The organism is Blastopirellula marina, assembly GCF_002967765.1.
GTDB classification, from domain to species: Bacteria; Planctomycetota; Planctomycetia; order Pirellulales; family Pirellulaceae; genus Bremerella; species Bremerella marina_A.
Genome location: NZ_PUHY01000012.1, coordinates 464056 through 485447 on the forward strand (window position 1 = coordinate 464056; position 21392 = coordinate 485447).

The 21392-nt window shown below is 53.6% G+C and carries 21 protein-coding genes; 11 read left to right on the forward strand and 10 right to left on the reverse strand.

All coding sequences use genetic code 11. The features are described from left to right. Window positions 1-2: 2 nt before the first annotated feature. From C5Y83_RS18235 to C5Y83_RS18255, 4 genes are all read left to right on the forward strand, one after another. Window positions 3-497, forward strand: coding sequence for a hypothetical protein (locus C5Y83_RS18235; protein WP_105331188.1), 495 nt, complete (start codon window positions 3-5; stop codon window positions 495-497). Next, entirely contained in the window at window positions 494-1954 is a 1461-nt protein-coding gene (locus tag C5Y83_RS18240) for a hypothetical protein (protein ID WP_105331189.1), read from the forward strand. The genes C5Y83_RS18235 and C5Y83_RS18240 overlap by 4 nt, the downstream gene beginning before the upstream one ends. A 529-nt stretch (window positions 1955-2483) precedes the next feature. Then, window positions 2484-3401 carry an alkaline phosphatase family protein gene (locus C5Y83_RS18250; protein WP_105331191.1) on the forward strand — a complete coding sequence of 306 codons (918 nt, stop codon included), beginning with the start codon at window positions 2484-2486 and terminating at the stop codon, window positions 3399-3401. A 77-nt stretch (window positions 3402-3478) separates the two neighbouring features. Then, window positions 3479-3886: a hypothetical protein gene (locus tag C5Y83_RS18255; protein WP_146117822.1), complete on the forward strand. Its 408-nt coding sequence runs from the start codon at window positions 3479-3481 to the stop codon at window positions 3884-3886. Between the two features lie 40 nt (window positions 3887-3926). On the opposite strand, the gene C5Y83_RS18260 is transcribed toward C5Y83_RS18255, so the two are convergent. Continuing rightward, complete coding sequence (locus tag C5Y83_RS18260; protein ID WP_105331193.1) at window positions 3927-5540, reverse strand: 30S ribosomal protein S1; 1614 nt, start codon at window positions 5538-5540, stop codon at window positions 3927-3929. 409 nt (window positions 5541-5949) lie between these two features. Between C5Y83_RS18260 and C5Y83_RS18265 the strand changes: the two genes are divergently transcribed. From C5Y83_RS18265 to C5Y83_RS18285, 5 genes are all read left to right on the forward strand, one after another. Further along, window positions 5950-6348 carry a hypothetical protein gene (locus C5Y83_RS18265; RefSeq protein ID WP_146117823.1) on the forward strand — a complete coding sequence of 133 codons (399 nt, stop codon included), beginning with the start codon at window positions 5950-5952 and terminating at the stop codon, window positions 6346-6348. Between the two features lie 88 nt (window positions 6349-6436). After that, window positions 6437-6937 (forward strand): MarR family winged helix-turn-helix transcriptional regulator, encoded by a 501-nt coding sequence (locus tag C5Y83_RS18270; RefSeq protein ID WP_105331195.1) that lies wholly within the window; start codon window positions 6437-6439, stop codon window positions 6935-6937. A gap of 207 nt (window positions 6938-7144) precedes the next feature. Then, on the forward strand, window positions 7145-8014 hold the full coding sequence (locus C5Y83_RS18275; RefSeq protein WP_105331196.1) for a radical SAM protein: 870 nt from the start codon (window positions 7145-7147) through the stop codon (window positions 8012-8014). Between the two features lie 12 nt (window positions 8015-8026). After that, the gene (locus C5Y83_RS18280) at window positions 8027-8257 is read left to right on the forward strand and encodes a hypothetical protein (RefSeq protein WP_105331197.1); all 231 of its coding nucleotides are present in this window, start codon (window positions 8027-8029) and stop codon (window positions 8255-8257) included. 94 nt (window positions 8258-8351) lie between these two features. Then, window positions 8352-8561 (forward strand): CDGSH iron-sulfur domain-containing protein, encoded by a 210-nt coding sequence (locus tag C5Y83_RS18285; RefSeq protein ID WP_105331198.1) that lies wholly within the window; start codon window positions 8352-8354, stop codon window positions 8559-8561. A gap of 90 nt (window positions 8562-8651) precedes the next feature. On the opposite strand, the gene C5Y83_RS18290 is transcribed toward C5Y83_RS18285, so the two are convergent. Next, on the reverse strand, window positions 8652-10640 hold the full coding sequence (locus tag C5Y83_RS18290) for a methyl-accepting chemotaxis protein (RefSeq protein WP_105331199.1): 1989 nt from the start codon (window positions 10638-10640) through the stop codon (window positions 8652-8654). A 596-nt stretch (window positions 10641-11236) separates the two neighbouring features. On the opposite strand from C5Y83_RS18290, the gene C5Y83_RS18295 reads away from it, so the two are divergent. Together C5Y83_RS18295 and C5Y83_RS29450 are read left to right on the forward strand one after the other, a co-directional pair. Then, window positions 11237-12172, forward strand: coding sequence for a hypothetical protein (locus C5Y83_RS18295; protein ID WP_105331200.1), 936 nt, complete (start codon window positions 11237-11239; stop codon window positions 12170-12172). 212 nt (window positions 12173-12384) lie between these two features. Next, complete coding sequence (locus C5Y83_RS29450) at window positions 12385-12531, forward strand: hypothetical protein (protein WP_158262406.1); 147 nt, start codon at window positions 12385-12387, stop codon at window positions 12529-12531. A 7-nt stretch (window positions 12532-12538) separates the two neighbouring features. Here the strand turns inward: C5Y83_RS29450 and C5Y83_RS18300 are convergent, their stop codons facing one another. The 8 genes from C5Y83_RS18300 to C5Y83_RS29455 form a co-directional block, all read right to left on the reverse strand. Next, window positions 12539-12898 carry a hypothetical protein gene (locus C5Y83_RS18300; protein ID WP_105331201.1) on the reverse strand — a complete coding sequence of 120 codons (360 nt, stop codon included), beginning with the start codon at window positions 12896-12898 and terminating at the stop codon, window positions 12539-12541. A gap of 72 nt (window positions 12899-12970) precedes the next feature. Further along, window positions 12971-13342, reverse strand: coding sequence for a hypothetical protein (locus tag C5Y83_RS18305; RefSeq protein ID WP_105331202.1), 372 nt, complete (start codon window positions 13340-13342; stop codon window positions 12971-12973). Between the two features lie 73 nt (window positions 13343-13415). After that, complete coding sequence (locus C5Y83_RS18310; protein ID WP_105331203.1) at window positions 13416-13790, reverse strand: hypothetical protein; 375 nt, start codon at window positions 13788-13790, stop codon at window positions 13416-13418. A gap of 321 nt (window positions 13791-14111) precedes the next feature. Beyond that, window positions 14112-15542 carry a tRNA (N6-isopentenyl adenosine(37)-C2)-methylthiotransferase MiaB gene (gene miaB, locus C5Y83_RS18315; RefSeq protein WP_105331204.1) on the reverse strand — a complete coding sequence of 477 codons (1431 nt, stop codon included), beginning with the start codon at window positions 15540-15542 and terminating at the stop codon, window positions 14112-14114. Window positions 15543-15584: 42 nt separating this feature from the next. Continuing rightward, complete coding sequence (locus C5Y83_RS18320; RefSeq protein ID WP_105331205.1) at window positions 15585-15821, reverse strand: hypothetical protein; 237 nt, start codon at window positions 15819-15821, stop codon at window positions 15585-15587. A 159-nt stretch (window positions 15822-15980) separates the two neighbouring features. Continuing rightward, complete coding sequence (fmt, locus tag C5Y83_RS18325; RefSeq protein ID WP_105331206.1) at window positions 15981-16955, reverse strand: methionyl-tRNA formyltransferase; 975 nt, start codon at window positions 16953-16955, stop codon at window positions 15981-15983. 11 nt (window positions 16956-16966) lie between these two features. After that, window positions 16967-17545 (reverse strand): peptide deformylase, encoded by a 579-nt coding sequence (def, locus tag C5Y83_RS18330; RefSeq protein WP_233207275.1) that lies wholly within the window; start codon window positions 17543-17545, stop codon window positions 16967-16969. Between the two features lie 124 nt (window positions 17546-17669). Further along, window positions 17670-21020, reverse strand: a complete 3351-nt coding sequence (locus C5Y83_RS29455) for an efflux RND transporter permease subunit (protein ID WP_158262407.1) — start codon at window positions 21018-21020, stop codon at window positions 17670-17672. Window positions 21021-21392: the final 372 nt, after the last annotated feature.

Genomic DNA, 21392 nt, shown 5'->3' on the forward strand with positions numbered 1-21392 from the left:
TCATGGAGACCTCGCCGTTTCAATCTCCCACAACAACCGAGGCCTGTCTCGAATCGATATCACCTTGCGACGAGCGACTTCTGCGGATCGCCAGCAATCAGCGTTGGCTGTTTCTATTGCTGGGGCTTCGCCTTCTTTCAGCGATGTTGGCGATGGCCTTGTATGAATCACCTTCACTGCGTGAAGCGATTTTTGGTGAGTCCTACGGTTTTGCCGTCGCGAACCTCTTTCGCGGATTGCTTTACTTTCTAATGATCGCGTCGATCATCGCTTGCTACGCTCTGTCGCGACAATTCTTACCTCGGCCACCGTCCATCTTGATTGCCCTGACGCAGTTCTTCCCACCTTACTCGTTCCTGCCTCAGTTTCTGCTAATTGCGATTGCGTTTCGTGCTTTGAAGCAACACGGCCTGAAGCCGGGCTGGTTCGGCCTGAGCGAATCGTCGATACATTCGCAACTCGCCGCTAGGGAATCTTCGGAGACATTGTTCCTATGATCGATACGCGTGAGCTCGAATCGCCATTTCGCACGCCGGCTGCGGATGACGATGCCACGATTCGGGAATTGATCGGGGAATCAACTTTCGAGCTGACGCAACGCATCACTCCGTTAAATTATGCACTTCTCATCCAACTAGGAAGCTGGGGTGGCTTAATCGTACTAGCCGGTATCGCTCGATTTCAGATCGATCAGGAGCACTTTGCAATGCTCTTTCCTGCGATCTGCTTGGGGATTGTTGTTCTCATTTACGCCTACGGAATGTGGTGTTTGTTTCGAGTAAGCGCCCCGCTTCAATGGCCTTGGCATCAAACGCTTCTCATCTGTGGACTGGGGATGATTCCCTTGCTGGGGACTATTGTCCTGTGGCAGGTCACGAACAATCTTCGAACCATGCTGACACTTGCTGGCGTTCCTTTCAAAGAAGTCTGGCCTGATTGGAAGCAGCTTCATCGAATTGCTGCCGAGCGCGAGGAACTTGCCGGACGAGACTCACTCGCTGCGATCCCGCTCAGCGAATGGTACCACCTTGTCTTCTGCGACAACGTTGACGAAGTTACGAAGATTGAACACTCCGCTAATCCAATCCCTTGGATCGCGGTACCGAGTTCCTTAGAGGACCCTGCGAAATTGAAGGCAACCGTTACCGATCGAACGGCAGATAGCCGCAGTCGAATTCTGGCCGCTCGCCAATTGCTCTCCATTTCAGACGAAGAAGTACCCGAGGAAATCTTGGGCATTGTGTTCGAGGCAACACACAAAGAAGGAATGTATGTCGTTGCCATCTATTCTGATGGCGGCATGGTCAGTTTACGGGGCCAGTCCGAGTTTCGAGTGCTACCTCCTGGTAGCGAAGGCCTCGCTGCTCAAGTTCAAGACGTGTTCGCTCAAGTCATGAAGGTGCGTGAATCCTTTGCGCCTCACTATCTGGCCCGTCCCAGGCGTCCATCGCCCAGTGAAGCGCGCATAACGCTATTAACGGCTCAAGGAACACGACTCTCGCAAGCGTCGTGGAAACTCTTCTACAAGCATCCAGCGACGCGAATCGTGGCCGACGCAGCGGTGATATTGGTTGATCAACTCTACGGTTTTGATCCTCCACGTAAGGATCCCGAAAGCGACTTACTGACCGGACAATCGACCGACATTCCTCAGATTTGGCCAGCCGTTTATCAACATCGAGCATCCGTTCAAATGGCGATCGTAATCAATACTGTCGCCACGCTTGCGACGCTTCTATCAGGCTTCATCGTGGTAGCCATCTTCTATTTCGGCGTTATCCTGTTCTGCAGTTATGCTGTTTACCGTCTCATGAAATCGATTGGCGAAACCTCGCGAGGCATTATCTACGCGATTCTTCAACTCGTACCTGTCGTCAACATTTTCGTGCTTGGACTGGCGCACTACCACTCAGATCGGCTCCTCCAACAGAACAGTCGTCGTGATGATGTATGATAGCGATCCCCAGCCTCACCATAGCCACAGTTCCCGGATAGAAGATCTACCAACACCGCTCGCGTCGTTGCGAAGGGATCGTCGTTTGGCGATTTGGGCCTGTGTCAGCTTACTTTTGGTATACGGCTTGACGTTTTTCATGGGATCTTTGCTAGGCGAGATCCTTGTAGGAGACCTCCCTTCACCTGACTGGGTCGATCCGGTTTACTTGGGACTCTTTTGGTTTCTTGTACCAACCCTGCCGGTAGCCCATTTGTTCGGGAGCATCGCTGGTTATCGCCTTACCCGGCACTGGCACGCAGTTTTCGCTTCGCTTTTGATCGCGGTTCTTTCCGGCATTCCTGGTGTGTCAGTTTTTATCCTCCTGTGGTTGATCCTTCGAGTTCCTCAAAAACCACGGACCGAATATTAAGAGTTATCGAAGCCCCGACCGTACTAATAGACTTGCCTTTCAGCTGAAAATAGACTGGCAGCGGTTAAAGCAACCAAGTTCGTTTCTACTCGCTTCGATCTCGTGGGAGTCTTGCTCATGATCCGTCGGTTCTTGCTTCTCGCATTACTAGCCTGCTTGCCCGTTAGCTCCCTTTTCGCTGCCGAGAAGTCGAAGCACGTCTTGCTGCTCGGAATCGACGGTTGTCGCTTCGACGCACTGACGAAAGCGAAGACACCGAATCTTGATAAGTTGATGGCCAAGGGCAGCTACTCTCCCACCACGCTCATTCTGGGCGATCGGTATCAGAAGAACGATACCGTAAGTGGTCCTGGCTGGGGAAGCATCGTGACCGGTGTATGGGCTGACAAGCACAACGTGCAAGACAACGGCTTCAAGGAACCTCATTTCGACAAGTTCCCTCACTTCTTTCATTACGTGAAGAAACGCATGCCGGACGCGAAAACGCTTTCAATCATTAATTGGTCGCCGATCAAGACTTTCATGGTTTCGTCAGCCGATATTTCCATCGACACGACCAGCATCCCCAAGGCATATAAAATGTGGGATGACGCCGCGGCCGCTTACGCCGTTGATTTAATCGATAAGGAGAAGCCAACAGCGATGATGCTTTACTTTGGCGAGGTGGACGAAACGGGCCACGCTCACGGTTTCCATCCGACGGTGCCGCAGTACATCGAAGCGATCGAACATGTCGACTCGCTCGTCGGTAAGGTTCTCGAAGCGATCGACAAGCAAAACGACCAAGCGTGGCTGATCGCCGTCACCAGCGACCACGGTGGACTAGGCACCGGCCATGGGGGCGGACATGATAAACCGGAGATTCTAAACAGTTTCCTGATCGTCAGTGGCCCGGCGGCTGAGAAGGGGAAGTTCGACGAGCAGGTTTACATTGTCGATGCGGTACCGACCTTGTTAACTTACTTAGGCGTTGAAATTGACGACGCCTGGCAGTTGGACGGGCACGCAGTTGGTTTGAAACGCGAAGATAAGTAACGCATCGCGCCGAGATAAACATGCATGACGAAGACTCTCCCTATCGTTCGCCTACTCTCGATTCATCCGGCGAGCAAATGGACGAGCGCGTTGTCACGCTGACTTGGCTTCTTGGTTGGGTGCAGGTCGCGTTGTTTGTCTACATTTTAGCTTATGGTGCAATTTTTCTGGCGAGCCAGTTTCTTGCGCCGTTGGCCAACTCGGTAAACAATCTGGCACCAGATCCTTTTCGGGAAGCGACTTTAAAATGGTTTATTGTCCCCGTGGTACTTATCTTGAATCCCGCTGCTGTCTTGTTCGGTGGGACGGCCGTGTTCTTACTCTGGCGGCAATGGGAGAACTGGCAGGGGGCCACGATCGTAGCGCTGCTTTCACTGATCCCGCTTCTTTCCTTGCTGGTGCTCGCCTATTCTTTATGGCGCGGTTCTCAGGAGATTCGTAAGCTTCAGCGGCAAGAACCTACCAAAGAAAAAGCCACCGGCTAACCCGGTGGCTTTTCAATTTCTGATTTGGCAAAACCAAGCGTTACCACTTCAAACCGAACTTGGAACCTTCGCTCTGGTCGTTGGTGATACCACCCTTGAGCGGCTGGTTCGAGTTCTTCTTGACCGAGACTTCGCGATCGATGTCGCCTTCGAAGTCGTCCTTCTTGCGACCCCCTTGGCGGGCGTCGGCCGGTGGTGGCTGGGTCGCTTTAATCGACAAGCTAATACGACGCTTGGCTTGATCAATGCTGAGGACCTTCACTTCAACTTCTTCGCCCACTTTCAACACCGACGAAACACGACTGATGCGGCTGTAGCTAACTTCGCTAACGTGGACCAGGCCTTCGATGCCTGGGGCGATTTCAACAAACGCACCGAATTCCATCAGCTTGGTCACCTTGCCAGAGATCACCTTACCGACAGCAAATTCGCTGGCCACCTTTTGCCATGGATTTTCCATCGTGTCACGAATCGAGAGGCCGATCTTGCCAGTCTCGGGATCCATCTTGGTGACCTTCACCTTAACGATCTGGCCTTCTGCCAAGACGTCGGAAGGATGCTTCACGCGGTCCCAGCTGATCTGGCTGACATGCACCAAACCGTCCACGCCACCCAAGTCGACGAAGGCACCGAAATCTTGGATGCGGGTCACCTTACCGTCACGGATCTGGCCGACCGTCAAACTGCCCAGCAGTTCCTTCTTGTTATCTTCCTGTAGTTTCTCTTCAACGGCCCGAGCGCTGAGCACCAGGTTGCGTTTCTCGGGGTTGGCTTCCGTCACCAAGCACTGCAGCTTGCGCCCGAGGAAGTCTTCCAACTTGTCGACGTGATAGGTCGCAGCTTGGCTGGCTGGAATAAATCCACGCACGGTGCCAACGGCACATTCGAGGCCACCTTTGTTGACACCATCAACCACGGCATCAACGACAACCCCTTCGCGGATGTCACCCCAGTCTTGAACACTGATCGACGAACCAGGGATGCCGACTTCGTACAAACGTTGACCGGACTGGAAGTTGCCAATCGAGACTTCCATCTTGTCACCCACTGCTGGTGGAGCGACGAAGTTGCGAATTGATGCAATTCCTTGATTACCGCCAGGCAGATCGAAGAAGACGTCTTCGCGATGCACGCGAATAACTACGGCATTCACGCGTGATCCTTCCTCCAGCGGAGAAGCGGACGGCGCGGTGGCCTGCGGCCCCATTACGTCGTCGAGTGAGCGATCACCCATCGCAGCGGCAATCTCTGCTTCGATGTCGTCCATCGTTTCACGACGATTGGGAACATGAACCTTGCCACCCTCTACCGGCAGGCGATAGTCTGGCTCGCCCGCTTCTGCTTCCGAAGCTTCCGCCAGCGTTTCACTCAGATCAGCCGGGATCTTGGTTGGATCGTCCCCGTCTTCCTGTGGTCGAGCTGGACGAACCGGTTTTTTTGGCTTTGGCGGCTGCGGCTTCGCGGGCTGCTGCGGGGCATCTCGCTGCGAGCCGATCAGCACTTTCTTGCGATCGCCATCGTCCGTGCTGTCCGAGGAAGGCTCGGTAGCGGAGGGCTCTGGGGTTGCAGGAGTGGATTGGCCTTCTGCCGAAGCTTCGGGATTCTGCTGGGTGGGGTCCGCGGAAGCGGGATCCTTTTGAGGATCGGTCGACATGGGTAACGCCTTGGACGAGATACGAAAAATCGAAAGCGGATGTAACTATTAGCGCCCTCCAGGTCACCATTAGTTTGGAAGGCGAAACATCTGAGTTTATCAGCCAAAAAACGGCCTGAACAGGGAATCTAGCCGCCATCGACCGTGGTAGCCGAATTTTCGATTTGCAGGTCGCTAGCTGAGAAAAACTTGTTAAGCTTGGTATACGGAAAATTCCGTAGTTTCCTGGTTTTCCTGACTTCCCCATAATTGCATGACGATTGATCAATATCCAACAGTAATCGCAGAACTCCTCCAGAACGCTCAACCCATACCATTGGGGCCCGGCAATCCGGTCAAGGACGTTTACAGCCAGTTGAAATCACTCAGCGTAAACTCCTTGAGCGAAAGGACTTTGATGGATCAAGTGATGGCTGAAGCCTGCCTAAGCGGCCTTTGGCTACGTTTCAATTACCTGGACGAATCGCACACGATTAGCCAGGATTTGCACGACAGCACTGGCAGCTATTGGCACGGAATCATGCACCGCCGCGAGCCAGATTACTCCAACGCAAAGTATTGGTTCCGTCGGACAGGGCATCATCCAGCGATGGAAACCCTGGCCGAAAAAGCTAATTCACTTGCCGCGGAAGAAGAATTGGATCGGGCAACCGAGTTCCTGACAGAGGGGACTTGGGATCCCATGGCGATGGTAGACGCCTGCCAGGCAGTGGCACGCGGAAATTGCGCCAAAAAGGAATTACTCGAAAAGGTTGCCCTCCTAGAGTGGGAAACCTTATTCGATTATTGCTATTCCCGAGCATTTTAGCGCGGAACGACCGAAACAAGGCACAGAGAAGCAGGCTGACTCGTCTAATCCTTATCTTATCGACAGCCTCGAACCTGAAGAGAATAAAATGCTCCGTTACGACTTTGAAGACAGCATGGGCTATTGGGTGTTTAGCGTTGCTCACCTAATGACGCGTGCGATGAACGACGAGCTCGGTAAGCTTGGAATCACTTACCGCCAATGGGAAGTCCTTTGCTGGCTTTCTTACATGGGTGAGATCACGCAAAGCGAATTAGCCGACCATATGCGCATTGAGGCACCTACTTTGGTCGGTGTGATCGATCGCATGGAACGCGATGGCTGGATTGTTCGCGAGACCGACCCCACCGATCGTCGTAAAAAGATTATTCGGGCTACCGAGAAGGTAGAACCGATGTGGGAGCAAATGGTCGACTGTGCCAAAGACGTCCGTGCGAAAGCGCTACGGGACGTGGCTCCTGAGGATGTGAAGAAGACCAAAGAAATCTTAAAAATGATCCGCAGCAACTTGCTGTCAGAGCTTCCCGGCCACATCCCGCCCGAACCGATCGGCCAGAAACAGCCCTCAGAAGCAGGCTCGAATCCGTAAACAAGCCTACACAAGGTCTTTGATCGCACATCGCAATTAGCCACGGGGTTCTTCGACTGTCGGGGGTCCCTGTGAACGTGTAGCGGAAGGGATTTCTCTTTCCTTACGACCGCACGGTGCGATCATTGATTATGCTGTAGGTACGCGAAACGGAGCGTATCGCGATTTTATTGGCGAACCGCCCTGGCTGTTTTTCCCTGTCTCTTGATGACCACACATCGACTTCACACTCAGCACCAGCGAACTTTCGAAGGAAATCGTTTCGTCTATCCTGTCCTTTCCCGCCGTAGCAAAGGGCTGTCGATTGGCGTCAATTTGAATCCTGACAAGATCTGTAACTTCGATTGCATCTATTGTCAGGTCGATCGACGCACTGAGAGCGAGGTTCGCTTCGTTGAAAGCGAACGGTATTTTTCCGAGCTAGAGGAAATGCTCGATCTGTGTGCCTCCGGCGAGATCTTCCAGACGGCAAAGTTTTCGGAAACGCCTCAGCACTTGCGACGCGTGAACGACATCGCGTTTAGCGGTGACGGCGAGCCGACAACCTATAAAAACTTCGATGAGCTGATCGCTCGGTCAGCGGAAATCAAACGTCGACATCGATTAGACGACGTGAAGATGGTACTGATCACCAATGCCACAATGTTCCATCGCGAGCACGTTCAGCGAGGACTGGCCACTTTGGATGCGAACCAAGGTGAGATCTGGGCGAAACTTGATGCCGGAACCGAAAAGTATTACCGCACGATCGAACGCACAAAGATTCCTTTCCAACGCGTGCTCGACAATCTTCTGCTCGCGGCGAAGGTTCGACCGATTGTGATTCAGTCGATGTTCCTCAAACTGCTCGGACAAAGCCCATCTGCGGAGGAAATCTCGGCCTTCTGCGATCGTTTGACCGAGATCGTTGATGGCGGAGGAGAGATCAAGCTGGTCCAGGTTTATACCGTGGCCCGCAAGCCAGCTGAATCGATCGTCTCGCCACTGGAAGATCGAGAAGTGGACGCAATCGCAGAACAAGTTCGCGAACGTACCGGTCTTGCTGCGGAAGTTTATTACGGCAGTTCGGACTATTGATCGGCAACCACCATGGCCTCGCAACAAAAACAAGCAACCTACCTGATTGGCGGTATCATCGCCGCCTTGGCATTGTGGGGCGTCTACCTTGCGATCGGTTCCTATTTGGGCTTGGCGGAAGGCACGCGCCAGTTTGACTTGCGACGCGGTTTGATTGTCTTCACGTTCATGGGCGGGTTCCTCCTCTTCTGGGGAGCGTTGCTGTGGCATCGAAGCCGCAACATGCCTTCGGATGACGAATGACCCCCTAGCGGTTCGGGCTGGCTTCTTTGATTTACTTTCCTAGAATGTCGGCAGAAGGTCCACGTAGCCAACCCTTGCAGTGAAGGATCGGAATATGTCCGAAACAAAGATTCGCATCCGAGATAACGGCCCGTTCTTGGTGGAAGGTCCCATCACGTTGGAAGATGCCGACGGCAACTCTTACACGATCGATAAGCCGACCATCGCCCTTTGCCGTTGTGGTGCCTCCGACAACAAGCCCTTTTGTGATGGGAAGCACAAACACTGCGGCTTCGCTTCTGAAGAGCGCGCCGCAGCCGAATAATGCGAAAGGGGGAACCAAGTTGGTTCCCCCTTTTTTATTCTCATCGCAGATGAATCACCGTCACAGATCGGCAAGCTCAGCTTTGTAACATTACACTTCGAACTGCGCTACCAGCGTTTGTAATTCGTGGGAAATGCCCCCTAGAATTCCGCTGCAACTCTTCGTTTGTCCGGCTCCATTCGAGACTTGTATCGAGCTTCGATCGACGGAGTTGACCGATCGAGCAATCTCTTCTCCGGCCAAGGCCGATTCGTTAACCGATTGCGTCACTTGCTGGACGACCGTGTTTGCCTGTGCCACGTTGTTGGCAATCTCTTGCGTCGTCGCTGACTGCTCTTCTACCGCAGAGGCCACATTTTGCGAAAGATGGTTCAGTTTTTCGATCACCACACTGATGTCATCGATCGACAGCACCGACTCCGACGATGCTTGTTGAATGCTATTCACCCGTCGCTCGATGTCGCCGGTGGCATTGCTGGTTTGCCGAGCGAGTGCTTTGACTTCTTCGGCAACCACGGCAAAGCCTTTCCCAGCCTCGCCAGCACGAGCCGCTTCGATGGTGGCATTAAGAGCCAAGAGATTGGTCTGTTCAGCGATGTCCTGAATCAGTTCGATTACGCCACCAATTTCGTTCGCAGCGACGTTCAATTCATTAAGACGATTTCGACTGGAATCGGCTAAACGATTGGCTTCCGAAGCGACGTGATTGGCTTCTTCCATGCTTTCAGCGATTTGCGTGATACTAACCGACATCTCTTCCACCGCACTTGCAACCGATTCCATATTCGTGGACATCTGACTTGCCGCGGTGGCCATGCTTTGCATGTTAGTCGACAACTCTTCGGCAGCCGCAGCGGCGGTTGTTGATTGCGTCTTCGTATCGCACGAAACTTGCGACATGTTGTCGGCCGTTGTATTCATCTCCTGAGCCGAATCGGCAAGTGACTTGCTGTTAGCCAACAGGGCAGTCATTGCCTTCTGCAGATTCTCGACCATGGCATTCACGGAATTCGACATTTTGCCGATTTCGTCCTGGCTGGTGACTTGCAGTCGCTGACGCAGATCCCCTTCCGAAACTAAACCTAAAATGGTCATCACCCGACGGATTGGAAGAACGATCGCCCGACTTTGCAAGACTGCGATCACCAAACCGATCAGCAGCGCCCCCACACTGACAACGGCAACTATGATGAGTGTTGCCTGGTTCGATGCTTCAAGTTTAGGACCGAGCGTGTCTTGTTCCGTCGTAATGGAACTGTTGAGTTGATTGGCCAATCCGGCGACCTGAGGTCCTAGGACGTCGAGACGGTCGTCCACGAGAGATCGCTCTTCCGTTAAAGCAGCTGCCATTTGGCCGTAAGCTTGCTGGTAGGAATCGCTCCGCGACTTGGTTTCTGCGAGCAATTCTCGGCGTTTTGGATTCTGCAATTGTGAATCGAGCTCGCTAAGATCGGAACTTAGCTTCTGAAAGCAGTCTTGCGTCGCTTCGTTGAACTTCTGATCGATCGTGTTCAAAAACTTGTAAACATTCAAGCGAACGAGCATCAGGTCGTTTAACGTTACGGCGGCTACATTCACAGCTTCCGCGTCTCCGTCGGCACGTGCACTCTCCATGATTTGCGACAGCCGATTGACCATTTCTGGGCCAAGCACATCAAGGCTGTTCTTCTGCTTATCGTCACGCGTTTGTCGACATGCAACGATCGAAGCGAACGCATCGTAATAGCCCTGAATGGCCGTGCCCATTTCGTTCAAGATCTGCTGTCGGTCTGGGTCGTTGATGCGTTGGTCAGCATCGCGAAGCAAACCATCGATCTCTCCTCGCACATCGTTAAATCTGGCAATCTGAACCGAGTCGCCAGAAACGTCGAAGTTCTTCGCCGTCATCCGTAGCTGCATCATACGGTTGGTGACATCGGAGCAGAAATTTGAGTCACGGGCCAGCTTGCGATACTGCTGAAAGCCGGTTGCCGAGCCAGTGAGCCCATTCCATGAAACACCAGCGGATACCGCCATCAATAGTAATACGATCGCAAACCCTGCGATCGTCTTCTGCATGATACTGAGTCGATTCAACATCGTACGAATCCAGTCTGAGCTTGAAACAGGTTTGTTCGCATCTTTATTGGCAACCTGCCGTCTAGATTTTTCAGATGATGGTTCTGACGGTGCAGTGCGATGCGTCGTTCTGCAAAGCTAGGTCGATACGGGTGACCGCACCCCGAATATGCGGCTAACCGCACAGCTCACAAGTGCTGTATTCGAGGTGATTTCGACAAAGACACGGCATTTCGACGGACAAGCCCTATGACCGCAATAAGCAAGAAAACCCCCTAATTTTGCCTGTTAATCATAGCTTTCTGTCGTCGTCAATCTGGCGAAGATGCTTTCCAAATGCCACGGAGAACATCGACACGCCGCCGACAAGTTATCCCCAGTGCTCACGAGTCGAAAGAGAGTTTTTGTGAGGGCCTAACTTGTTGCAGGGCAATTGGTTCTCGTCTGCACGCTAGCAAAAATTGTGCTACCTGCTCCGCAGTCGGTGGAACCTTGCCCAGGGCTGTGCGTAGAATTCGTGCCGCTTTGAAATTGCCCCATATCGCTGCAAGAAGATTTGCGTGATGTACGGGGAAACCCTTGGATAACGTTTCGAGAGGATAGGAAGCCAACTCCGCATGGAAGAACCAACAGTCGATCAAGCTACCGAAGAAACTCAAGCACCCGTCTCGTCCCCAGAGGAAAAAGCTGCGTCCGACTTCCCCTTGAGCGACGAGCTGTTAGCCAAGCTGGAAGAGGCCTCGGCACCTTATCTGGGGCAGTGGAATACGCTGATCAGCACGACGAACTGGGATAAGGGGATGATCATCCACAAGTGGCGTACTTCGCTACAAGAAGCAGGCGCACCAGCTGCTGAGTATGCGGACGAGGCATGGGCTCGGCGTGTGGGTGGCGTTACTGGGCAACATGTCGGCCGCCTGCGTCGTGTGTTCGAGCGTTTCGGCGATAACTATCCCACGTACAACGGCCTATATTGGAGCCACTTCCAGGCCGCTATCGAGTGGGACGATGCCGAAATGTGGCTGGAAGGGGCCGTCGAGAACACCTGGTCGGTCGCCTCGATGCGAAATCAACGCTGGGAGACGATGGGCAAGCTCGATAACGAGCGTCCTGACGAGAAGGACATTATCTCCGCCGAGGTAGACGAGGACTTTGAACCAGCTCAAGGGCAGGATGGCGAAGTCCGAGGCAGTATCGACGAGATGGACGCTCCCACCGGTCCCACGCACGAAGGCCCCGATTTCGGCGATGAAGAGCAGGGTGCCCAGGCACGCGAATCGAGCGGTGTGGCCGAAGGAGAAGTTGGAGACGTCTCGTCGCCACCTTCGCTGATCAAGCCATTCGCCGAGATTGGTAACCTACCGGACGACGTGCTGGACGCTTTTGAGGCATTCAAGCTCGCCGTCATTCGCCATCGTGCCGCCGGCTGGGAAGAAATCAGCCAGGAAGACATGATCAGTTGCCTCGAGTCGCTAAAGGTTTTGGTCAACGCTCCGAGCGGCGAGCCAGACAAACCGAAACAACGCGCCGAAGGGGAATCGGCTCCCTTCTAATGCTTGTTCGATCGAGCCAGATCAAGCGTGGGTCTCTCCCACACCCAAGACGGGAGAGACCTAACAAGAACACCTGCCTGTAGCAATTAATCCGCATCTGCCGTCATTGCGGCTTAATTAGTTTACCCAAGCTGGTAACCTATCGCTTGCCACAGGGTCGGACGCGACCAAGGCTTCCAACAAACACTCGTCTTTGTTGTTGGAAACGTCGCATGTCCTACGTACTCGTATTCGCTGGTTTACTGGCAACCACGCTCTATCTCGACCTCAGCTTTGTCTTTTCCGCCGGGATCATTCTCGCCGGGATGACCATCTGGGCCGTGCTTCTTAACCGTAAGCTGCCGATCCCAAAATGGTAATGAGGTTCTAGTCCTCTTCTTTTAGCCAAGCCAGCAGAACCTCTCGCTTGGAACTGACCTTCGCTTTCACACCACGATTAACAGCGACGGTTTCCCAAAAGAAGTCAATATTCTCGGTCCGATCTTGGACGGCGATTCGCAAGCCTGAGCTGAACGTCTTGCCCATGGCAACGCCCAAATTGTAACGCTGCATCGGCTGGGGCGCCGAATCGCACCCTTGGACGTCTACCAAAACGCGACGTTGCTTGAGCCGTTTACAGTCTGCCTCGACGCGGTCAATGAGCCCCATCCACTCTTCATTGTCAGGCGAACCGGTTACGACATATTCGAGATAATCAGGATGTTCTATTTCGTCGAGTTGAAACAAGTCTGAACTCCAATTCCGTGGCGAGTTACTCAGCGTGTGTCTGGATGATCGTTAGTCAGGTAGTTCGCCATCTTAATCACCCTCGGACAGCCACGCGACGAGCGCTGCACGATTCTTGTCGACTTTGATCATCGCACCGCGATTGGTAGCCACGGTTTCAAAGAAGGAGTCTTCGTGCGCGACTGGGGACTGAATGGCGATTCGCACCGAGACACCGAACGCTTCGGCGGTACGAAGGGCCATACGATAGATGACCATTCCTTCGACGCGTTCACTAGGATCTTGAGCAGGTCGCTGAACGAGAATTCGAGTCTTCCCAGTTTGCTCGACGGTCGCCACCATCGACTTCAGGAATTGGGACCAATATGCCTCGTCATGTTTACCATCGGGGACAACGAACTCGAGGTAGTGGGAATGCTCGATCAATTGGGGAAGTTGCGACATGATGAAACAGCAGCAGTGATCTAGATGATCGTCGATAGAGGGAATTCGTTTACACAGCTACCGCTGTTAGTGACTAAGCGCAACCGTCGCCTTGCAGCAACCAGGCGATCAACTCAGCTCGGTTTTCGCCTGAGCGTGCTAATGCACCGCGATTGGTCGCAACGGTTTCCCAGAAATTGTCGTCGATCGTTGTCGGGTGAAGCACGGCCACGCGAGCTCGAACGCTGAGCGATTCTCCCGTTCGAATTCCCATCCGATAGCGTACCATCGAGTCTGGCAAGGTAGTTAGGCCAGAGGCATCGACGAAGACTCTGGCTTTGCCACTACGCTGCAGTTCTTCCACGATGCGTTGCAACAATTCAATCCACTGGCTCTCCGATGGATCGCCTGATGTAACGAATTCTAAGTAGTCGGCATGCTCTACGATGTCGAATGTAACCGTCGACATAGTCCGGTTCTCGCCCAACAATGGATGACGCGACAAGTGTTTTTGGTGGCGGCGATTTACGACGAAATGGACGACGAGAATCAATCATCCAACCACGTTCAATCATTGCACGTTTTGCGAATACTACCAATAAAAAACCAAGGCAAACTCGCAATTAGTGCACGGGAACCCACGCGTTGGAGCTGGACGGAAACTTTCCAAGCAAAAGACACTGCCAAAAGAACGTGAACACCGATCGCGGCAACCGCAGTCCAAATTACCGTGACCGTTGTTGGATCGATCGGCGTAACGAGTTACTTCGCTAGCCGACCAATAAGCAACCTAACCAAGGGCGAATAGCTCTGGGCCGCACTCTTGTGTAACGACTTCACCGAAGAGTGTGTGAGCATGGCAATCGTAAACAACCACCGGAAGAATCTTGCCGATTTGACGCGGATTGCCATCGAATACGACAATCCGATCGCAGTGCGTTCGACCAATCAGCTGCGTGGCGTGGGTGTTCTCGTTTCCTTCGCTATTTTTCAGCGCGGTCTTACTCGGCCCTTCAACCAGCACATGGACCGTATCACCAATGAGCTTCTGATTGTCTTCCAAGCTGATACGATTCTGAATCGCAAGCAGGTCATTATTACGCTGTTGCTTCACGTGACGTGGGACGTCGTCGATAAACAGATCAGCCCCGCGTGTCCCTTCTCGTTCGCTATATTTAAAAATGAAGCTATTCTTAAAGCGGCATTCTTCCACCAACTCGACGGTCTTCTGGAATTCTTCGTCGGTCTCGCCACAGAAGCCAACAATGAAGTCGCTGCTGACAGCGTAACCCGGAACGATCTCACGAATGCGGGCCATCATGTCACGATAATCCGCGACGGTATATCCCCGCTTCATCCGCTTCAGAACTTCGTCCGAACCACTTTGCAGCGGCACATGTAAGTAGGGCGAAACCTTGCTCAGGTCGCGTACCGCTTCCAACAATTCCCGCGTCATGTCCTTGGGATAGTTGGTGACGAATTTGATCCGCTCGAGTCCTTCAATCTCTTGCAGCTCGGCCAACAGATCGGCAAGTCGCCACAACTTGCCACTGGCATCGGTCGCTTTGTAGCTATTCACGGTTTGGCCGACGAGCGTGATCTCGACCGTGCCATGCTCGGCCAAGTGGCGGCTTTCGCGAATGATATCCTCAGGCGAACGCCCTTGCTCAGGGCCTCGCACACTTGGCACGATACAGTAAGTGCAAAACTTATCGCAGCCGATCTGAATCCGCACGTAGGCCTGAAACGGCGTCGGGCGCATCTCAGGATCTCGCAGCGGATCGAAGCTTTCGTGGCTACGCGTGATCTGATCGCGTGTCCCGTCTTTACGCCCCAGGCTGACTTCAATTTGCTTTCCTTCACCGGCAGCGATCTTGTCGATCATGGAAGGAATCTGATGCAACTGGCCAGGCCCCACGATCAGGTCGACATACGGAGCGCGGGTAAAGATCTTGTGCTGGTGATTCTGGGCCATGCAGCCCATGACACCGATAATCTTCTCAGGATGCTGCTTCTTCAGATCACGCAAAACGCCCAGATGACTATAGGTCTTGTTTTCGGCTTGTTCACGCACGCTACACGTGTTGAAAAGCAGCGTATCAGCTTCGTCCGGAGAATTCGTCAGAACATAGCCTTGCTTGCGCAGCGTAGCTACAACCAGCTCGCTATCGAGCATGTTCATCTGACAACCGACGGTTTCAATGTAAAGACGTTTTTCCATGCGGACGAATCAATCGACGAGGGTTAAGCCAGGTCAGTATGACTAGGCGGCCTCTTTCTGTTTCTGCTTGATGAATTCTTCAAATTGCTGCTGCTGGGCGAGTTCGCGGGCCTTCCGATCATCCTCGACCTGCTGCTTGAGAACCTTCTCGCGCTGCTTGCGGAATTCCTCTTGAAATTGCCGCACCAGGCGACCCCGTCGCGCTTGCATCAGCCGCACCAATCCCATGATGGCGAAGTAGGAGGCGACCGCAAATAGAACGATGTCCCAGCGACTCACAGCATATAATCCCGCATCCGTGCAGAAAACCAACGGTGTATCTTAAACAACGACCGCCGTTGAGGGCGAGAGGGATTTTCTGGCGTATGCTGGCATTTCACAGGGAAATTGTCGAATTTCGGGCCATTTTAGACGTCATTTCAAGGCCCACCGAACCGGCTACAGCTGAGATTCTGAGAGGAACGCATCCCCCACCTTCGGTTGATAGCCACGGACGAACTCTGCGGCTTCCATCACCTTCTTTCCGGCAGGCTGAAGCTTATGGACAACGATTCGTCCGCCGTTCGCGGCGATCTGAAGCTGATCCGCGGTGGCTGCAGCGATGCATCCCGGTTTAACGGAAGCATCGGCGGGTGTACTCAGCAGCGAGATCTCAGCCAAAATCAACCGTAGCGGCGGCTTGTCTCCGCGAGATAAGTGGGTGTAACAGCCCGGCCATGGCTGAAAGGCACGAAACTGGTTGTAGATCTGTTGGGCCGACATGGTCCAATCGATATCGGCGTCGGTCTTCTTCAGCCGTGGTGCTTTAGAAACGAGGCTCGGATCTTGCGGTTCCCCCACTAGCGATTCACCGCCGTTTTCTTCCAGTAGGGCGATCGACTCAAGCACAGCTGGCACGCCCAACAGCGCGAGACGCGGTTCTAGTTCGACGGCTGTTTCGGTCGGCTCGATGGGCGTGCGGACGACCTTCAAGCATGGTCCGCCATCGAGCTTGGGCGTCATGTGAATCACGGTCACGCCGGTTTCTTCATCACCGTTGTAGACTGCCCAGTTCACTGGTGCCGCCCCGCGATATTTCGGCAAGATCGAACCATGCAAATTAATCCCACCCAACTTTGCCAGGGCAAGCGATTCGTTTGAAAGGATCTGTCCGTAGTCGCAGACCACCAACAAATCGGCTTCCTGCTCACGTAGAATCGCCCGTGCATCGTCGGTATTGATGCTTTCAGGATCGTAGATCGGCAGGCCATGCTTCGTGGCCACGTCCCGCATCGGTGTCGGTGGGGCAGGGCGTTTGCCGCGCGTCGGACGTAGCGGTTGCGTGAATAGGCAAACCACTTCGTGGTCGCTCTCGATCAGGGCTTCAAACGTGGGAACAGCGAACGGACCGGTTCCCATCATGACGATTCGCATGCCGGTTTCTTCTAAGCGTATTTCGCTTCAATGTCGTTCTGGAACGCAGTGATCTCTTGGTCGGTCGGCAGTTTTCCTTCGGAACGAAGTCGCTCGAAGGTAAGCTCGAACTGGTCGACCTCGGGCTGAATCTGGTAAAGCGAGTCGTCGTCCATTCGTTCGATGAACATAATACCGTCCAAGTGGTCAGTCTCGTGCTGCACGCAGCGAGCGAACATGCCGCTGACCTTTTGCTCAAACTTCTCGCCGTTGGGCATGTAAGCGCTGAACAGGACTTCCGCAGGTCGCAATACCGGACCATAAACGCCAGGCAAGCTCAAACACCCCTCTTCCGCTTCATCGGCGCCCGTTGTGCGACTGATGGTCGGGTTGATGAAGACCAGTTCTTCCCCTTCTCCTTTGGCGCCAGCCAGATTCATGACGAAGAATCGGAGCGGGATCCCAACCTGATTCGCGGCCAAGCCGATACCGCGCGCGGCGTACATCAAATCGAACATCTCGGCAATCATGCCGCGAAGTTCCGCATCGACGCGTTTAACAGGCTTCGACTTATAGTTAAGGGTCGGGTGAGGGTAATGAATGATCTGCAACGTAACGGTCCTAAGAGCCGAGCTAACAACGAATTGAGCCCGCCCCAATCGTCCCCTAGCGAGGCGGGTAATCGCTTCATTATAGAAAGAATGGCCGACTGGTCGACAGGCGACCTCATCCAGATCAAGCGGGCCGGCTTCGCCCATGCACCGGATAGACGCGGGGTTCTTCCGTTTCTTCGAGCTCCGATTCGATGGCAGACGGTGACTCGGAATTCTCTGTCTCCATTGAGGCTTCCTCTTGGTCGCCGTCGTCATCCTTCTTGCTGCGAGCCTTATGATCTGGCCGGAAAACGCGTCCTAAGGGACCAGCCAACAAAGCTGGCAAAAAGAGCAGGTCACCCACCAGGGCCACAGCCAACAGCGAAACCATCAAGTAGCCAAATCGCTGCGTCGGTGTAAACGTGCTAAAGGCAAACACGGCCAAGCCGAGACCACCAATGATGGTCGTCTGGAACATGGCCAAAGCACAGCGACTGTAGGCTTCTTTAATCGCCCGGGCACGTGAATAGCCTTCGTCGAGGCCCCAGCGGAACCAAGTAAGGAAATGAACCGTATCGTCAACCGCCACCCCCATAGCCACGCTCGCAGTCATCATCGTCCCAATGTCGACTTCCATGCCGGTCCACGACATGTAGCCAAACACAACGCAAATGGGGAAGACATTCGGCAACATCGAGATCAACCCAGCTCGCAGGCTCTTTAGCACCAGCGACATCACCAAAGCGATCAAGGCAAACGCCCAGACAGTGCTCTCAATCAAGTTCGAAAGAAGCGTTCGTGCGGCTTTGTAAACGACAGGCACCACGCCGGTGTAAACCAGCGAAACCGGAGGCCGCTGCGGATCGTACATTCGCGGGATGTCTTGGCCGTTGTACTCGTGATCGGTAACGTCGAAGGTTCCCTTCATGGACTTACTCATCGCGTCCATGTCATACATTTCGTTCGGTTCGACCAACACGATGTAGTCGCAGTTCTTCTCGATGTAAGCGAGCCGATCCTGAGTATGGTAATTGGGATCGTGATCGATCAGTTTGACGCGGGCATTGGTAAGAAGGTCACGCAAGGTCTCGGAGAATACTTTCGTCGCGTCGAGATGGTCGTATCGGCTGTGTTCATCTTTGCCAATCTCGGAGGCTTCTTCCGCATTCTCTTGGGAAGCATAATTCACGCCCAGCAAGCCTACCTTGGCATTCACATAACCACGGCCATCTCGATCTTTGTCGAGTTGTTTGAGAATTCGATCACGTGCCAAATAGGCATCCATGATCGGTTCGGTGACTTGCTTCAAGTCATCTACGAAATTGCCGTAATCGATGTTCTCGAGAGCACCAAGTCGCAGGCTAACTCGCCACAGTTCGGCTCCGTTTTCCTTGTCAACGCGTAAGTAGTCGGAGCCAACAAACTCGTTGAACGAAGCTTCCAAGCGGCGACTGTAAGCTCCCCGCTCTAAGAAAGACGCGGTGCTGCTACCAGCGGCTGGAAGTTCTGGTGCAAAGGTGAGGGCCGACGTCGGCGGGCCGACTACCTCGGCTCCGTCTGGTCCGAGGTACTCCTCAACGACACTAGCGACACGGCCAGCCATTTCCATTCGTTCCAGGAACGAATAGCGGAACTTCGGTTCCAACTTATCTGTTGCAGCCTCCGCCTTTGGATTCAACGGCGTGTGGTCGCTGCCTTCCGCTGGTTCATCGTAATACAGCAATTCCGGTTCAATTCTTACAACAAGCTCCATCGGCACCAACTTGCCGAGATTCTCTTCGAGCCAGGCATAGTCTTTGATGATGCGCGCGTCATCGTCGAACATCTTCAGCAGCTGAACCGACGTCTTTAAGTACTGCAATCCAAACGCGAAGAAAAGGAAGATGCACATGCAGCTGACGGCAACCTTCACGTTGTTGTTGATGATGAAGTCGCCGATGCGATCGCCAAGTCCACGTATCCATAAACCAGTTGCCGAAGGCTCTTTCGGTTTGAAGTCGTTGCCTTTCTTTGGCGCCGGATCGGGAGGCCACATCTGCAACGCAGCCGGCAGATAAGTGAATAGCAAGAACAACGTTGCCAACACACCCAATGCCGAGAATATGCCGAACTTGTGAATCGGCGTAATGCTACTGGTCGCCAGCGAACCGAGACCAACCGCCGTGGTGACGGCCGCGATGGTACACGGATACCAACCATGCGCGATGGTCAACTCAGGTGCGTTGCGAAGCGTTCCATTTTCCTTCACGACGTCACGGTAGTAGTTCACAATATGAATGGCGCCGGATAGGCCCAATACGTACACCACAGCCGGCATCGACATCATCACTGCATCGGTCGTCGGATCAAGCCACCAGATAAACGTCCCCGCAGTCCACCACACTAAAGACAAGCTGGTCACGGCGCTAATACCGCCAACGAAGAAGACCATGATCGTCAGCTTGATGCTACGAAGACAGAAGTAAGAGAGCCCAAGACCCAATACCACACTGAACGAGACCAGGCGGGCCAGGGTGCGTTCCCCTTCTTCGTCGATCGAAACGTTGTCGACCGGTGGTCCACCAAGACGCAACTTATCGAGCGGAACGCCTGCCTGTTTGGCGAGCTCTTCCAATTGTCCCATCGGTCGGCCCAGCACGCCGTGCCCCATGGTACGCCGCAGGTCCATCTTGCCAGCTTCGGTCAGCGTGACAATCAGGCAAGTCTGTTTACCGTCCGGACCAAAGAGAGTACCGGTCAAGCGATCGAGTGCCTTCTTCCTGGCGTCCGCTAACTCTTGCGGTGTCGGATCCTCGTCGCGAACCAAAGTGCCGCCTGGTGAAGCCAAGGTCGCCAACACATCGGGACCTGTCGTCACCGATTTGAATAGACGAGCCTGAAGTCGGCGTGGGTTATCGTAGTAGTATTTATCGACCTTTTTGACGTAGTCGCCGTTGATGGAGTTGCCACCATAGAAGACTCGTTCGCTTAGACGGCCAAGTGCGCCTAGGACCGTGCTTTTGCCGTCCCATTTGTAGATCTCGCCGTTGGGAAGCAGATAAAACCACTGATTCCCTTTGCCCAGGAACCACTTTTCGTCTTCGCCACCCCAGTTGCGATAGTCTTCCTGATCGTCGCCGGGCGTATCGGGGTAGTAGAGCGCTAACTCATCACCGATGAAGTCTGGCTGAAAGTGATCTTGCGGTTCGCCCTTCTTCTGGGCGTCGGCCGATGGCTCTGGCACGAGCAAACGGGCTAAGTAATTCAGCGATTGATCATCTTCGGTACAGCCTTCCCAACTGATGAGAACGAACTGTTCCCCCATGAAGTGATCGCGAAACCAATCGAGCTCTGAGGTCTCGGCAAAATCGTCGGGAAGCCAGTCTTTGACATCGTTCTTCATTTGCTCCAACGAGAGCCGGGCTCCACGTAAAGCAAACGGGACGAGAAAGAAGATCCCACATAGGACCCAGATGGCATATCGCTCGAAAAATGTTGGACGACGCATTTGCATCAAATTTCGCTCGTTGAGAATCCTGAAGCGGTCGGGAACCACGCAGCGGTCGCTAACGCTTGCTCACCAATCCGCAAATGCCTTGCCGGTACGCAGAGGAAATCGGGTTCATTCCTTTGATCATCGGGAACTACAAACCGACCGAAATCCCAAATTGTGCTGCAGCCGACACAAATGGCGAAAATCAGGCCACTTTCTGCGCGCTAAACCGTTTAAAGCTACAGTTTTCTTCAAAATCAGTCTACCGCAGGCGCATTTACCCCATCCTGCGCATTCCCACCAATTGCCAGTTGAGGGAGATTCGCTAGCCCTTCTCTGCCGAGAAAGACAAGAATCCTAACACTCGCTTCGGTAGAATACGGCGAACCCTGA